Annotated in this window: 11 protein-coding genes; 6 read left to right on the top strand and 5 right to left on the bottom strand. The window is 59.7% G+C overall.

Features of this window, described 5'->3' with window-relative positions:
• Positions 1–105: 105 nt before the first annotated feature.
• Both WCG50_RS12290 and WCG50_RS12285 read right to left on the bottom strand, forming a co-directional pair.
• Entirely contained in the window at positions 106–3,273 is a 3,168-nt protein-coding gene (locus tag WCG50_RS12290; protein WP_336899895.1) for an efflux RND transporter permease subunit, read from the bottom strand.
• A gap of 7 nt (positions 3,274–3,280) precedes the next feature.
• Positions 3,281–4,474, bottom strand: a complete 1,194-nt coding sequence (locus tag WCG50_RS12285; RefSeq protein WP_336899894.1) for an efflux RND transporter periplasmic adaptor subunit — start codon at positions 4,472–4,474, stop codon at positions 3,281–3,283.
• A gap of 109 nt (positions 4,475–4,583) precedes the next feature.
• On the opposite strand from WCG50_RS12285, the gene hpnC reads away from it, so the two are divergent.
• The 3 genes from hpnC to hpnE all read left to right on the top strand — a co-directional run bounded on the left by hpnC (position 4,584) and on the right by hpnE (position 7,732).
• Complete coding sequence (gene hpnC, locus WCG50_RS12280; RefSeq protein ID WP_336899893.1) at positions 4,584–5,459, top strand: squalene synthase HpnC; 876 nt, start codon at positions 4,584–4,586, stop codon at positions 5,457–5,459.
• Positions 5,460–5,496: 37 nt separating this feature from the next.
• The gene (hpnD, locus tag WCG50_RS12275; protein WP_336899892.1) at positions 5,497–6,336 is read left to right on the top strand and encodes a presqualene diphosphate synthase HpnD; all 840 of its coding nucleotides are present in this window, start codon (positions 5,497–5,499) and stop codon (positions 6,334–6,336) included.
• 82 nt (positions 6,337–6,418) lie between these two features.
• On the top strand, positions 6,419–7,732 hold the full coding sequence (gene hpnE, locus WCG50_RS12270; RefSeq protein WP_336899891.1) for a hydroxysqualene dehydroxylase HpnE: 1,314 nt from the start codon (positions 6,419–6,421) through the stop codon (positions 7,730–7,732).
• On the opposite strand, the gene WCG50_RS12265 is transcribed toward hpnE, so the two are convergent.
• Positions 7,729–8,139 carry a YidB family protein gene (locus tag WCG50_RS12265; RefSeq protein ID WP_336899890.1) on the bottom strand — a complete coding sequence of 137 codons (411 nt, stop codon included), beginning with the start codon at positions 8,137–8,139 and terminating at the stop codon, positions 7,729–7,731. The two genes, hpnE and WCG50_RS12265, sit on opposite strands and share 4 nt — an antisense overlap.
• A gap of 127 nt (positions 8,140–8,266) precedes the next feature.
• On the opposite strand from WCG50_RS12265, the gene WCG50_RS12260 reads away from it, so the two are divergent.
• The gene (locus WCG50_RS12260; RefSeq protein ID WP_336899889.1) at positions 8,267–10,675 is read left to right on the top strand and encodes a penicillin acylase family protein; all 2,409 of its coding nucleotides are present in this window, start codon (positions 8,267–8,269) and stop codon (positions 10,673–10,675) included.
• Positions 10,676–10,741: 66 nt separating this feature from the next.
• Positions 10,742–11,851, top strand: a complete 1,110-nt coding sequence (gene hemH / locus WCG50_RS12255; protein WP_336899888.1) for a ferrochelatase — start codon at positions 10,742–10,744, stop codon at positions 11,849–11,851.
• Positions 11,852–11,937: 86 nt separating this feature from the next.
• On the opposite strand, the gene WCG50_RS12250 is transcribed toward hemH, so the two are convergent.
• Positions 11,938–13,884 (bottom strand): response regulator, encoded by a 1,947-nt coding sequence (locus WCG50_RS12250; RefSeq protein ID WP_336899887.1) that lies wholly within the window; start codon positions 13,882–13,884, stop codon positions 11,938–11,940.
• A complete protein-coding gene (locus tag WCG50_RS12245; protein WP_336899886.1) occupies positions 13,881–14,705 on the bottom strand; it encodes a phosphate/phosphite/phosphonate ABC transporter substrate-binding protein in 825 nt (274 codons plus the stop codon). The genes WCG50_RS12250 and WCG50_RS12245 overlap by 4 nt, the downstream gene beginning before the upstream one ends.
• 118 nt (positions 14,706–14,823) lie before the next feature.
• Here WCG50_RS12245 and WCG50_RS12240 point away from each other — a divergent pair.
• The coding region (locus tag WCG50_RS12240; protein ID WP_336899885.1) for an FAD/NAD(P)-binding oxidoreductase at positions 14,824–15,773 on the top strand (950 nt) is incomplete at its 3' end.

Below are 15,773 nucleotides of genomic sequence, written 5' to 3'. Positions count from 1 at the left end.
CGTCAGGACCTAAACCTGGTGCGTCTACCAATTTCGCCACCCGCGCTAAAAACAAATGGGGGCGGTCAACTGGACCACCCCCATGAAATTAATCAACTTTCAATTCTACCCCGCTACAGGCCCCTCACGTTTGACCCGAAACCAGGCGGCGTACATGGCGGGCAAGGCCAGCAAGGTCAATACTGTGGCAACCATCAACCCGCCCATGATGGCCACCGCCATCGGGCCCCAGAAAACCGATCGTGAGAGCGGAATCATCGCCAGCACGGCAGCGGCAGCCGTCAAAACGATCGGGCGCGCGCGCCGCACAGCCGATTCGACAATGGCATCCCAGGCCGGCACGCCATTGGCGCGGTCCTGTTCGATCTGGTCAATCAGGATGACAGAGTTGCGCTGGATCATGCCCATCAAGGCAATCACACCCAGCAAAGCCACAAAGCCAAACGGACGATTCAGCAGCAGCAAGGCACCCGCCACACCGGCAATGCCCATCGGCCCGGTCAGAAACACCAGCATGGCGCGGCTGAAACTGTGCAACTGAATCATCAGCAGGGTGAAGGTGATGAACAACATGATGGGCACGCCCGCTGCGATGGAGGCCGAGCCCTTGGAACTTTCTTCGACCGCACCCGCCACTTCAATGCGGTAACCGGTCTGCCCGGCAACCCGCCATGAGACCTCAAGCGCTTTCAGACGGGGCAAAAGTTCCTGAGTGACCGTGGCGCCTTGCAACCCTTCCACCACATCGCTTTGCACCGTGATGGCGTAGTCGCGGTTTTCGCGCCACATGACGCCCGGCTCCCAGCTGAAGACCGGCTTGGCGATTTGAGTCAACGCAATAGACCGGCCCGACGCCGTGGGCAAATAGGCATTGCCAATGTCGGTGATGGCGCTGCGTTCCGCCAGCGGTTGGCGCAGCACGATGTCGAGCACCTTGTCGCCCTCGCGGAACTGGCCCACGGTTGAGCCCGCCAACATGGTGCGGGCGGCCTGTGCAATGGATTGGCTGGTGACGCCGAGCGCCCGCGCCTTGGATTGGTCCACCTCCAGCCGCATGACCTTGACCGCTTCGTTCCAGTTGTCATTCACGCCCCGTGTATTGGGGCTGGCGCGCATCACGGCGGTGACCTCATTGGCCCGCTCACGCAGCGTTTTCGGATCGTTCCCCACCACCCGGAACTGGACCGGATAAGGCACCGGCGGCCCATTGGGCAGCAGGGTCACACGCCCGCGCACCTCGGGAAACTCGGTCGCCAGCAAGGCAGGAAACTTGATGCGAAGCATTTCGCGCACCTTCAAGTCTTTGGGCATGACGATGAGCTGCGACACATTTGTTTGCGGAAAAACCTGGTTCAAAGGCAAGTAAAAGCGGGGCACGCCCGAACCGATCCAGGTGCTGACGCTGTCAACGCCCGCCTCGCCCATCAGGCGCGATTCCACGCGCCGGGAGGTTTCCTGGTTGGCGGCAAACGAAGTGCCTTCAGGGAACCAGAGGTCCACCAGAATTTCAGGCCGTGCCGAATCCGGAAAAAACTGCTGCTGCACCTGGCCCATGCCGACAATGCCCAGCGCAAAAGTCAGCAAAGTGGCGCCAATGGTCAGCCAGCGGTGTTGCACGCAGGCATTCACGGCGCGCCGGAAAAGTTTGTAAAACGGGGTGTCGAAATGCTCTTGATGGTCTGCCGTTTTGGGCTTGGCCTTCAACAGCATGACCCCCAGATAAGGCACAAAGTAAACCGACACCAGCCAACTCAGCACCAGCGCAATCACGGTCACGGCAAAAATGGCAAAGGTGTACTCGCCTACCGTGGAGCGCGCCATGCCGATCGGCAAAAAGCCCGCCGCCGTGATCAGCGTGCCGGTCAGCATCGGCATGGCAGTGACCTCGTAGGCAAAGGTGGCCGCGCGCACTTTGTCATAGCCCTCCTCCATCTTGCGCACCATCATCTCGACCGAAATGATGGCGTCATCCACCAGCAAACCCAGCGCGATGATGAGCGAGCCCAGGGATATTTTGTGCAGGCCAATACCCCAGTAGTTCATGGCCAGAAAGGTCACGGCCAGCACCAGCGGAATCGTGATGCCCACCACCAAGCCCGGGCGCATATCGACGTACCAGCGCCTCCACCAGGGGTTTTGCCCCGGTCGGCGGTGAAAACCCAGCGCAACAAAACTCACCACCAGCACGATCAGCACCGCCTCAATCAGCACACTCACAAACTCATTCACCGACTTGGCCACGGTTTTGGGTTGGTCCTGAATCTTCACCAACTTGACGCCAGCAGGCAGCGTTTTTTCGATGGCCTGGGTCGCTGTTTCCAGCGCCTTGCCCAACGCGATGATGTCGCCGCCCTTGGCCATGGAGACGCCCAGCGCAATCACGTCCCGGCCCTGATGGCGCACCTTGACGCTTGGCGGATCGACATAACCGCGCTTGATCTCCGCGATGTCACCGAGCTTGAATTGGCTGCCCCCGGCACTGGTGCCCGCGCCGTAACCGGCACCCCGAATCGGCATCGCCGCCAGGTCTTCCACCGCGTTGAACTGACCGCCCACCCGAACCTGCACCACATCCAGCGGGGTTTGCACGGCACCGGCCGACTCCACCGCGTTTTGCTGGCCGAGTTGCGCCAGCACCTGCGTCAGGTCCAGCCCGAGTTGCGCCAGCCGCTTTTGCGAGATTTCGATAAACAGCTTTTCGTCCTGCACGCCAAACAGTTCGACCTTGGCCACATCCGGCACGCGCAGCAGTTTCTGGCGCGCGTCATCGGCAAAGGTCTTGAGCTCGGCGTCGTTAAAACCGTCAGACTCCAGCGCGTAAATTACGCCAAATACATCGCCAAACTCATCGTTAAAAAACGGCCCCTGAATGTTGCCGGGCAGCGTGCCCCGAATGTCGCCCACCTTTTTACGCACGCTGTACCAGACGTTGGCCACCTCGTTGGGCTTGGAGTAATCCTTGATCTGGAAAATAATTTGCGACTCACCCGGCTTGGAATAGCTGCGAATTTTGTCGGCGTAAGGCACCTCTTGCAGCGTGCGCTCGATCTTGTCGGTGACCTGCTCGGCCACCTGTTGCGCCGTGGCCCCCGGCCAATAGGTGCGCACCACCATGGCGCGGAAGGTGAACGGCGGGTCTTCGTCTTGCCCCAGTTGAAAGTAAGCTGCCATGCCCAACAGCATCAGCACAATCATCAAATAACGGGTCAGCGCCGAATGCTCCAGCGCCCAGCGGGACAGGTTAAAACCCGCTTTGGGTTGATCTTGGTTCATGCGCGGCTCACTTGGCGACAGCAGCGTTGGCAGGCACGTTGGCCGCGGGCGTTGCAATTGCTACTGAATTAATAGCTGCTCGCGCAGGTAGCACGGGGGCTAGAGGCTGATTTGGCTTATAAACCGTGACTTTTTGACCCGGTTGCAACACATGCACCCCAGCCACCACCACCTGCATGCCTGGCTGCAAACCACCGATCACCACCACATCGTTGCCATCGGCGGTGGCCACTTGTACCGGCACCAACTTGACCGTCATGCTGGCGCCATCAAGCATCCAGACCGCCGTCGAATTACCTTCCTGGCGCAAGGCGCTGGTGGGCAGTTTCAGGACCGGCACCGCACCTCGGCTCAGCGCCTGCGGCAGCACCGAAACCGTGGTGCCCAACGCTGGCGCCTCCTTGACGGGCAGCGACACCTTGACCGCAAAGGTGCGGGTTACAGGGTCGGCACTGGCCGCTACTTCGCGCACCAAGCCATTGATGGTGGTGGTGCTGGACCAAACCTTGACCGTCACCGCCGAGCCGACCTTGATCGCCGCCACCTTGTCTTCCGGCACTGAAAACACCGCATCGCGCGGGCCATCCTGCGCCACCCGTACCACCGGCGTGCCGGCGGCCACCACCTGCCCGGGCTCAGCATCCACCGAAGTAACCACGCCTGCGACGTCGGCCGCCAATGTGGCGTAGGCCAACTGGTTGCCCTGACCGGACAGCTGCGACTGGGCTTGCTCAAACTGGGACTGGGCCGCTTTCAGGGTGGTGTCGCGGCGCTCCAGTTCGGCAGCGCTGATGAAGTTCTGGTCTTTCAGTTCCTTGAAGCGTTTGAAATCGGCGGCTGCCAGATCACGGTTGGAGGCCGCGGCACTCAGCTGGGCGCGGGCCGCATCAGCCGCCAGCTTGTAATCTTGCGGGTCCAACTGCGCCAGCACCTGACCAGCCTTGACGTGCTGACCCAGCTCCACCTGGCGCCGGGTGATCTTGCCGCCGACACGAAACCCCAAACGGGACTCGACCTGGGCGCGTACTTCGCCGGCAAACTCGGGCGCAGCCTGAATACTCTCCAGTCCCACCGTTATCACTTTGACCGCACGAATCGGCTCTTCAACCGGCGTCGGCTTGGAGCAGGCCACCACCAGAAGGGCAAGCACCACCGGCACAACAGCAGTGGACAATGACGTGATTAATTTGACAGAATTCATGGCAGGATGCGTCCCAAAGACACTGAATTTAGATTAATGACCAAACGGTTAGTAATTTTAGATGGCTTCAAATCATTGTCAAATCCACCCTATTTCAACCTTTTCCACCGTGCCATCAACCCACTCCCCTGACCCCCAAGCCACCGCTCAAGCGGTGGACCATTACGAAAACTTTCCGGTGGCGTCGTGGCTGTGCCCGCCGCATTTGCGCCCGGCGATTGCCGCTATTTATTGGTTTGCCCGCACCGCGGACGACATCGCCGACGAAGGCGAGGCGCCCGCCCCAACGCGACTGCACGATCTGGCCGATTTCCGAGCCGACCTGCACGCCATCGCCCAAGGCCAGCGCACCAGCGGAAGGTGGCCGCAAGTGTTCGAACCCCTGGGCCGGGTTTTACACGACTTCAGCTTGCCCGTCACCCTGCTTTCGCAACTGCTGGATGCGTTTGAACAAGACGTGCGCTTCACCGCCGCCGGTCAACGCTACCAGGATGATGCCGAGTTGGTGGACTACTGCTCGCGCTCGGCCAACCCGGTGGGCCGCTTGCTGCTGCACTTGTACGGCATCCATGACGAAGCATCGCTGGCGCAAAGTGACCAGATCTGCACCGCGTTGCAACTCATCAACTTTTGGCAGGACGTCAGCGTCGATGTGCCGCGCGCCCGCTGGTATGTATCGGTGCAGGCGATGCAGGAACACGGCGTGCACGATGCCGATTTGCACGCTGATAGTTACTCCGATAACGCTACCAGATTAATAGCTGCTTACGCAAGCAGCGCTAGGGCTAGCATGCTAAAAGGCTCTAAATTAGCGTGCCGCATCCCGGGCCGTGCGGGCTGGGAGTTGCGTCTGGTGGTGCAAGGCGGGTTGCGGATTCTGGACAAGATCGAAGGCATGGACTTCGCCACTTGGCGGGCGCGGCCCAAGTTGCGCCTCTGGGACTATGCGGTGATGCTGTGGCGGGCTTGCTGGATGGCGTCATAAGCCCCCTCTAAAATAAGCGCCAAACCAGACACCCCTCATGACGCCCCAAGACTATGTTCAGCAAAAAGCGGCCGCCTCCGGCAGCAGCTTTTATTACGCCTTCCTGTTTCTGCCCAAGCACCGACGTGCCGCCATCACCGCGTTTTATGCGTTCTGCCGCGAGGTCGATGACGTGGTGGACGACACCATCGACCCCGGCGTGGCCAGCACCAAACTGGCCTGGTGGCAGGCCGAAGTGGCCCAGTCGTTTGCCGGCCAACCGAGCCACCCGGTGATGAAGGCGCTGATGCCGCTGGCCGCCGACTACCAGATCGAGCAACGCCACCTGCAGTGCGTCATTGAAGGCTGCCAGATGGACTTGTCGCAAACCCGCTACCTCGATTACCCTGGACTGCAGCGTTACTGCCATTTGGTGGCGGGCGTGGTGGGCGAAGTGGCGGCTCAAATTTTTGGCCAAACCCAGCCTGAGACCACCGTCTATGCCCACAAACTGGGGCAGGCGCTGCAACTCACCAACATCCTGCGTGACGTTGGTGAAGATGCTTTGCGCGGCCGCATTTACCTGCCCATCAACGAGCTGCAGCAGTTTGAGGTCAAGGCGCACGAAATCCTCAAGCGCAGCTATTCCGACCGTTTCACCGCGCTCATGAAGTTCCAGGCCGCGCGCGCCCAGGGTTTGTATGACGAAGCACTGGCTCTGTTGCCTGCGGCCGACCGCCGGGCGCAAAAACCGGGCCTGATGATGGCCAGCATCTACCGCGATTTGCTGCGCGAAATCGAACACGACAACTTCCAGGTGCTGCACCAGCGCGTCAGCCTCACGCCGATGCGCAAGTTGTGGCTGGCGTGGAAGGTGCAAGCGCTGGGCAAGCTGTGACACTGGCAACTGCGCGTGCTGCGCTGACCCTTAATGGGAGGTGCCTTGCATGGAGCGGCTTGGCGCGGCAGCATTTCCCTGCATGAAAATCGCCATCATCGGCGCGGGCTGGGCGGGCATGGCCGCCGCGGTCGAAGCCACGCTGGCGGGCCATCACGCTATTATTTTTGAAGCATCCCGCGCCCTTGGCGGAAGGGCTAGAGCCTTAAATGGCCATTTGCCTGACGGCACCCCGGTGACACTGGACAACGGTCAGCACATCCTGATCGGCGCCTACACCGAGGCCTTGCGTCTGATGCGTCAGGTGGGCGTTGACCCGCAAACCGCCCTGCTGCAGACCCCGATGACACTGCGTTTTCCGGATGACCTGGGGCTGCAGTTCCCCGCCTGGCCGACGCCGCTGGATGCTTTGGCGGGCATCGTGTCGGCACGCGGTTGGACGCGGGCCGATAAATGGACTTTGTTGCGGGTGGCCACGGGCTGGCAATTGCGCGGTTTTCAGTGTGCTGCCACGCTGTCAGTGGCCGTGCTGTGCCAGGATTTAAGCCCCCGCGTGATGGCCGAACTGATTGAGCCGCTGTGTGTCTCGGCCTTGAACACCCCCGCTGACCGGGCCAGCGCCCAAGTCTTTTTGAAAGTTTTGCAAGACGCGCTGTTTGGCGTGCAAGGCGGCTCGCGCTTGCTGCTGCCCCGGTTGGATCTTTCCGAGTTATTTCCCAACGCCGCCGCCCGATGGCTTACCGAACGCGGCGCAGAGATTCGCACGGGTGCGCGGGTTGAGAACGTCGCGTGCGAAGGAGCGCAGTGGCGCGTGCAGGATGAACGATTTGACGCCGTCATCTTCGCCACTTCAGCATCAGAATCGGCTAGAGCCCTTGAGAATAGTGCGCAAGCAGCTTCTGATTCAATAGCGAAAAATATTCGTTCATGGACCAAAATTGCGGCCGCCTTGCAGTTCGAATCGATCGCGACGGTTTACGCGTGGGGCGCGGACGCCACCTTGGCGTACCCCATGCTGACTTTGCGCAGCCGCACTGACCAGCCCGCTCAATTTGTTTTTGACCGAGGCCAACTCGGTGGCCCTCACGGCCTGCTCGCCTTTGTCGTGAGCGCCAGCAACGCAGATAAACAAACCTTGCAAAAGCAGGTGCTATGCCAAGCCCGGGAACAACTGGGCCTGACGCTGCAAGCGGTGCAAACCGTGGTGGAGAAACGCGCCACGTTTGCCTGCACGCCGGGGCTGGTGCGCCCGGGGCCGTGCATTGCGCCCGGGCTAATCGTCTGTGGCGACTATGTGGAAGGACCCTACCCCGCCACACTGGAAGGCGCGGTCCGCAGTGGCATCGCAGCGGTCAAGCTGGCCGTGGCGCAGAGCGCCAAAAGTGAGACTGCTTAGGCTTTAAGCAAGCCGCCCAGCATCCCCATCAGGTCGCCAGAATTACCCAGACCGCCCTCGGGAATAGCGCCATTGGGCGTGAGCTTGTCGATCAGGCCAGGCAACATCTGCGAGAGTTGTTGAGAGGCCACTGCGGGGTCAATTCCCAATTGGCTGGCAATGTTGCCAATGGCATCGCTGCCCAGCACACTGGATATCTGATCCGCAGAAATCGGCAAGTTCTCGCCCTTGCCAATCCAAGAACTGAGCATGTCGCCCATGCCGGCCTGATTGAACTTATCAGCCAGGCCACTCATACCCCCCAATTCACCATTGTTGGCCAGCAAGCCACCCAAGACACCAGCCAGTCCGCCCTGCTGCTGCAGTTGGCCAGTCACGGCACCCATCACTGAATCAAACAAACCCATGAAAAGCTCCAAAAAATGAACGAAATAAAACCGTTGGCGACTGTAGCCGATCCTGATGACACTCACCTCGAGGGTCCGTTTATGATCAGTTAAGCGTTTACCCGCATAACAACATGGAAACCGCCCGATGAAACGCGCCCTGATTATTTTTGCCATTGTGCTCACCGTGCTGGCCATGGCGGCTGGCGGCGTTGCAGGTTGGTATGTCTATACCAAGCAACCGCAGCGCTCGGGCGCTTTGCCCCTTAAAAACCTGAGTGCCCGGGTGAACGTGCGCTTTGACGAACGCGGCGTGCCCCACATCAATGCCGACAACGACATCGACATGTACCGGGCGCTGGGCTATGTGCATGCGCAAGACCGATTGTTTCAAATGGAGATGGTGCGCCGCCTGGCGCAAGGCGAGTTGGCCGAGATTTTCGGCCCCAAGTTGCTCGACAGCGACCGCCTGTTTCGCACCCTGGGCATTCGTGACCACGCTGAAACCGTCGTTGCCAACATGGACCTGCAAAGCCCACCCGCACAAGCCTTGCTGGCTTATCTGGATGGCATCAACCAGTTTCAGGCCAATAATCCTGCGCCGATTGAGTTTGACCTGCTGAAGATTCCAAAACGACCCTTCACCCCCAAGGACACGGTGGCCGTGTCGGGCTACCTGGCCTACAGTTTTGCAGCAGCGTTTCGCACCGAACCGGCCCTGACCTACGTGCGCGACAAACTGGGGCCTGACTATTTGAAAGTTTTTGACCTCGACTGGAACGCTGAAGGCGTGCTCAAGGCACCGCCGCCTACCGCTGCCCTGAAGTCTCAGGACTGGCAAAAGCTCGACCAACTGGCCCAAGTCAGCCGCGAAGCGCTGGCCACGGTGGGCCTGCCCCCTTTCGAAGGCAGCAACGCCTGGGCCGTCTCAGGCAAGCGCACGGCCAGCGGCAAGCCCCTGTTGGCAGGCGACCCGCACATCGGGTTTTCGCTGCCCTCGGTGTGGTACGAGGCGCATTTATCGTCGCCGGGTTTTGACTTGTATGGCCACTACCAGGCGCTGAACCCGATGGCCTTGCTGGGCCACAACGCCAAATTCGGCTGGAGCCTGACGATGTTCCAGAACGACGACCTCGACCTGATTGCCGAAAAAATCAACCCTGAGAACCCCAACGCCATCTGGTACCAGGGCCAGTGGGTGGAAATGCAAAGCCGCGAAGAAACTATTTTGGTCAAGGGTGCCCAACCCGTCAAACTCACCTTGCGCCTGTCGCCCCACGGGCCGATCATCACCGACGCTTTTCAGAGCACGCTGGGCAGTACCCCGGTGGCCATGTGGTGGGCTTATCTGGAAACTGAAAACCCGATTCTGGACGCGTTTTATGAACTCAACCGCGCCAATACCTTGGAAAAAGCCCGCGATGCCGCCAGCAAAATCCACGCACCCGGGCTCAATGTGGTGTGGGCCAACGCGGCCGGCAACATCGCCTGGTGGGCGGCAGCCAAACTGCCGATTCGCCCCGAGAACGTCAACCCCAGTTTTATTCTGGACGGCAGCACGGCCGAGGCCGACAAAGCCGGTTTTTACCGCTTTGGCGACAACCCGCAAGAAGAAAACCCGGCGCGTGGCTACATCGTTTCTGCCAACCACCAGCCAAAGCCCAAAAGCGGCGTGCCGGTGCCCGGTTATTACAACCTGCCCGACCGCGTCCAGCGCCTTAATGACTACTTGCGCGATGACAACGTCAAGTGGGACCTCAAGAACAGCCAGCAAATTCAGCTCGACAGTCAAACCGGCTATGGCCCGCGCGTTATGCGGCCCTTGATTCCCGAGTTGGCCGCCCTCGTCACCGACCCGCTGGAGCGCTCCCTGCTGGAGAGCCTGGCCAAATGGGACGGCAACCACTCGCTCAACAACATTCCGCCCACGATCTTCAACCAGTTTCTGTATGAATTGGCCCGCGCCGCCATGGCTGATGAGCTGGGTGAAGCGCAATTTGCAAACCTGCTGGAAACCCGCGTCCTCGACGCCGCATTGCCCCGACTGGCCGAAGACGCCAAATCACCCTGGTGGGACAACCGCAGCACCCCGGCCATTGAGACCCGTGCCGACATCCTGAAAGTGGCCTGGCGCGCCACCATCACCCATTTGCAGGAAAGCCTGGGCAAAAACGCGACCGACTGGGGCTGGGGCAATGCCCACACCCTGACCCACACGCACCCGCTGGCGACACGAAAAGGACTCGACTGGTTGTTCAACGTCGGACCATTTCCAGCACCCGGCGGCCGTGAGTTGCCCAACAACTTGTCGCAATCCATTGGCCCGGCGCCTTGGGCCGTGCGCTATGGGCCGTCCACCCGGCGCCTCATTGATTTTGCCGACCCGGCGCATTCGCTGGGCATCAACCCGGTGGGCCAAAGCGGTGTGCTGTTTAACCGGCATTACCAGGACCAGGCTCAAACCTATATCGATGGTGGCTACCTGCCGCAGCACCTGAGTGCGGCCGATGTCAAAGAAAACACCCGCAGCACCTTGACCTTCAACCCGGCCCGCTGACCCGCAGAATCGAGGGGTATTGCCCTGATTTTCAAGAAACCCGCGACCGTAAGAGAAAATAAAGCAATGACCTCATTCAAGCTTGGCCCTTTCGCCAAAGAACCCCCCTTCAAGCATGGCCAAGTACCCCGTACCGCCGTTTTATTTTGCAACCTCGGAACGCCAGAGTCGCCTTCCACAGCGGATGTACGGCGTTTTTTACGTGAATTTTTGAGCGATCAGCGTGTGGTGGAGATCCCTCGCCTCCTCTGGTTGTTGATCCTGCACGGCATCATTTTGCGTTTTCGGCCCGCCAAATCGGCCGCCAAATACGCCAGCATCTGGACCCCCGAGGGCTCGCCACTCAAGGTCTGGACCGAAAAGCAGGCCAAGCTCTTGCAGGGCTGGCTTGCCCAGCGCGGCCACGATGTGCAGGTGCGCTATGCCATGCGTTATGGCAGCACCTCCATCGCCGAGCAACTTGATGCGCTGAAGGCCCAGGGCACCACCCGCGTGCTGATCATGCCGGCCTACCCGCAATATTCGGCCACCACCACCGCCAGCCTGTTTGACGCGGTTTACGCCTGGGCCGGCAAGGTGCGCAACCTACCCGAGTTTCGCTTTGTGAACCATTACCACGACGACGCGGGCTACATCAAGGCGCTGGCGGCCAGCATCGAGCGTTACTGGCAAAGCAACGGCCGCCCCGACCAACTGGTGATGAGCTTTCATGGTGTGCCCGAGCGCACGCTGCAACTGGGCGACCCCTACCACTGCGAATGCATGAAAACCGCGCGTTTGCTGGCCGAGCAACTGGGCTTGGCCAAAGACCAGTTCAAGGTCACGTTTCAGTCCCGTCTGGGCCGCGCCAAATGGCTGGAACCCTACACCGAACCGTCACTGATCGCCATGGGCCAAGCGGGCGTGAAAAGGGTCGACGTCGTCTGCCCCGGCTTCACCAGCGACTGCCTGGAAACCCTGGAAGAAATCGCCATGGAAGGGCGCGAAGCTTTTCTGCACGCGGGCGGCAAAGAGTTCAACTACATCGCCTGCCTGAACGATGACCCGGTCTGGATTACCGCGCTGTGCGAACTCACTCAACAGCATTTATCGGGCTGGCCGACACAGGCGGGCCACGATGTGCAGGGGCTGGCGGCCTCTCGCGCTGCTGCGCTGGCACTGGGCGCCACCCAATAATTCACCCGTCCTTCATTTGCTATATTAAAAATAGCTACCTGCGCTTACTGCACGGGGGCTACAGGTGTTTTTGGCATAAATCCGACTCAGGAAAATGGCGTTACAGCCTCCAGCTTGCCCGTGCTGGCCACTTGCGCCAGGCGCTGGCGCAGGTCACTGGCCTTGAATGGCTTGGAAATAAAGTCATCCATGCCGGCCGCTTCACAGGCTGCCCTGTCAGTCTCCCTGGCATTGGCGGTCATAGCCACAATCGGCATCGGCAAACGACCATGCACCTCTTCAAAGGCACGAATAAGCCGGGTTGAAGCCAGCCCATCCATGACAGGCATCTGCATGTCCATGAATACCAGGTCAAACACTTGTTGCGCGACGGCGTCCACCGCCTCCTGGCCGTTCTGGGCCAGCGTCACGCGGTGACCGGCGCGTTGGATCAGGCTGGTGGCCAGCAATTGGTTCACGGGGTGGTCTTCCACCAGCAAGACATGCAAGACCGTGGGGCTTGAAATGACCGACAACCCAGGCGCTGGCTCAACGACAACAACGGCGGCAGCAACCGGTGGGCTGGGTGCGGCAGGTTGGTGCACCAACACAGCCTCCATTTGCACCGTAAAGTGAAAGGTACTGCCCAGCCCAGTTCCTGACACCAGCCAGATACGCCCACCCATCAGTTGCACCAAATTGCTGGAAATACTCAGACCCAAACCAGTGCCCCCGTAATGCCGGGTTATTGAGTTATCGGCCTGGGTAAAGGCGTCAAAGATAGTTTTTTGTTTAACTTCTGCAATGCCAATGCCGGTGTCTTGCACCCAGAAGTGCAGCATAGCAACGGGATTGGCAACCAACTCAAACCCGACCGTGATGCTCCCTTGTTCTGTGAATTTGATGGCATTGCCGACCAGATTGGTCAGCACCTGACGCAGACGACCAGGGTCACCCCGCAAGTGCTCTGGCAAGGTAGGTGGCAGTTCCGTGCGAAGCGCCAAGTTTTTTTGCTGCGCTTGTACCGCCAGGGGTTTCAGCGTGCGAGTGATCAAATCGGGCAGGTTGAACACAATGGGTTCAAGTTCCAGCTTTCCTGCCTCAATCTTGGAAAAATCAAGGATGTCGTTGATCACGACCAACAAGGACTGAGCCGAAGTTTTGACCACCTCAAGATAGTCTCTTTGTGTGGCGCTGAGTGTCGTTTCCAACACCAGATCTGTCATGCCCATGATGCCGTTCATGGGGGTGCGAATTTCGTGGCTCATATTGGCCAAAAAATCACTTTTGGCCTGATTTGCCTGTTCGGCTGCAGTTCGGGCTTGTTCGGCCGATTCTTTGGCTTGCGTCAACTCCACCACGCGCTCGTGCACAGCGCGTGACATCGCGTTAAATGCCGCCCCCAGCTGACCCAGCTCGTCCTTGCCCTCGTTGACCGGGGCCGGTGTCAGGTTCCCCGCCGCCACCTCTTCGCTGGCACGAGTCAGGTCGGTCAGGTGCCGCGTCATCCACAGACCCAGCAAAGTCAACAGCACAAACGACAACAACAACTCGCCCAGCGCAATCAGGGCGCCCTGGGTCAGGAGCGCCTGACGCGCCACCAGAATATGGGATAAATCCAACCCAAAATGAAGCTGCCCGAGTTGCTGGCCGTACGACACGATCGGCATTTGCACATGGTAGACAGGGTTGCCCAACAAGCGCGCCAGCTCCAGGGTTTTATCGGGTGCAGGGAGGGTTTTGCCTTGTGGCCAACCGCTGCTCGCCACCGAGTTGCCCAATGCGTCGTCGACCACCAGATAAAGCACGCCTTTTTGGCTAATGCTTTCATTTACAACCGATTGCACCGTAGCGTAGTCTCGCTGGGCCAGAGGGGCCACCGTGGCAGCAATCAGAATGGGGGTTATCTGGCGCGAATGCTGAGCTACTTGCTCCACCATGTACTCGTGCATCAGGCGCAGGCTGTTGAACACCATCAGCGTCAGCATGACGGCCTCGACCAGCACCGCCGCCAGCAGCAGTCGCCCCCGAACCGATCGCAAGGGCAAGATCATTGCAAGGTTTGCCGCACTTCACGGGCATAGGGGTCCATCGACTCCAGTTCTTTCGGTTTGAGCTTGCGATAGCCTTCGAGCATGTATTTTTCAAAATACACCTTACCCTCCGGGCTGGCACCAAAACTCAGCAATGCCGCATCAATCTGGCTCTTGCGTGCCAACTGACGCTTATTGAGCATATAAACCCGTCCGGCCAGCGGGTCGCTAATCACCAGAAACCGCATTTGCCCTTGCAAATCACGCGACAGGCTCTGGTAATTGGCCAGCGATGTGAAACCTGCAGCGGCTTCACCGGCCAACACCAGGCGTGCCACGCTGTCTGAAGCACTGACATACCGTAAGGGCTCGTTGATACCGTTTTGTTTGAGCCAGTGCTGACCCCACAAGGTGACCAGAGAGGTGGGCGAGAGTCCCAAAATGGGTTTGCCCTTGACGTCTTTCACACTCTTGTAGGGGCTGTTGCCTGCCACCAGCGCAACAGCCCGAAAGTCGGCACTGTAGGTGAGCAGCGGGCTGTACTCAGCATCCGTCTGGCTAAGGCGCGCCTGGTGGCCGGTGGTAATGGCAATGTCATATTCCTGGCGCAGCATGCGGCGCGCATATTCCGTGAAGTCAGGGGCGGTGACGACCTCAACCGGCGTGCCCAAGGCTTTCTCCAGTTGCACACGCAGGGGCTGGTACATCTCCAGAATCACCCGCGCACTGGTGTGTGGCGCCACCCCTATACGGAATACAGCCGGTGTTTGCGCTTGGGCTGCACAACTAAGCAACAGGCAAACCGCCATCAAAGCCCGGCGGGAAAAAGAAAAATTCAACATTTGTGCGGCGCCTGATATTTCAATTTTTTAATTCTAAACAATCGAAGATTGTGATTCGGATTAAGGAGAACTTAAGACAGCGCGCCTAAGCTTCCTCGCAACACAAGAGAGGATCCCCGTGATTCAGAACCCACTACTCAGCACCATGACGTCGCTTTACCTGCTGCTCTGGATTATTGGGGGCATCCTGCTGCAACTGGCGATTTACCTGGGCATCGGTTTCTGGCGCCATTGGCTTGACTACCTGGCCCTGCGCAACAGCGCCTCTGAAATGGGCTTAACCGTCAAACCCGCGGCGACCGCTGAAACGCCAGAACCCGCCGTTGCGGCCTGGTCAGGGCTACGGACCTTCCGGGTGAAACGCAAAGCCTTCGAAGACGCTGAGCAAGACATTTGCTCGTTTGACCTGGTGCCCGAAGACGGTCTCGCGCTGGCCCCGTTCTTGCCAGGCCAGTTCCTGACCTTTCGTTTGGACATACCCAGCGCAACGGGCGACATCGTGCCCACCACCCGTTGTTACTCACTTTCAGATGCGCCGCACGACGGCCATTACCGGGTCTCTATCAAACGGGCACCGCCGCCGCATGACTGTCTGCCAGCGGGGGTGAGCGCTTCCAACTTCTTCCACGACCAGGTGGCCGTGGGCAGCCTGCTGCAAGTGCGCGCACCGGCTGGCCATTTCCACATCGACCGCAGCGAAGCGCCGGTGGTGCTGATCGGTGGCGGCATTGGCATCACGCCCATGCTAAGCATGCTGAACTGGTGTCTGGCCGTGCAACCCGGGCGCGAAGTTTGGCTGTTTTACGGCGTGCGCAACAGCCAGGAGCAGGTGATGAAGCAGCACCTTGAAGCGCTGGCCGCAGCCCATTCGAACTTTCATTTGCACCTGTGTTTCAGCCAGCCCTTGCCGCAGGATGTGGCGGGGCAAGACTACCAGCACGCTGGTCGCGTTGATGTGGATTTATTGCGCCGTCAGTTGCCGCTCAAACCGTATCATTTTTATATTTGCGGCCCAACGCCCCTGCTGCAAAGTCTGGTGCCCGCGCTGGAAGATTGGGGCGTGCCCGA

Origin of the sequence: Rhodoferax sp., assembly GCF_037143375.1 — a bacterium.
GTDB lineage: Bacteria > Pseudomonadota > Gammaproteobacteria > Burkholderiales > Burkholderiaceae_C > Rhodoferax.
This window is presented reverse-complemented; position numbering and strand designations above follow the sequence as displayed.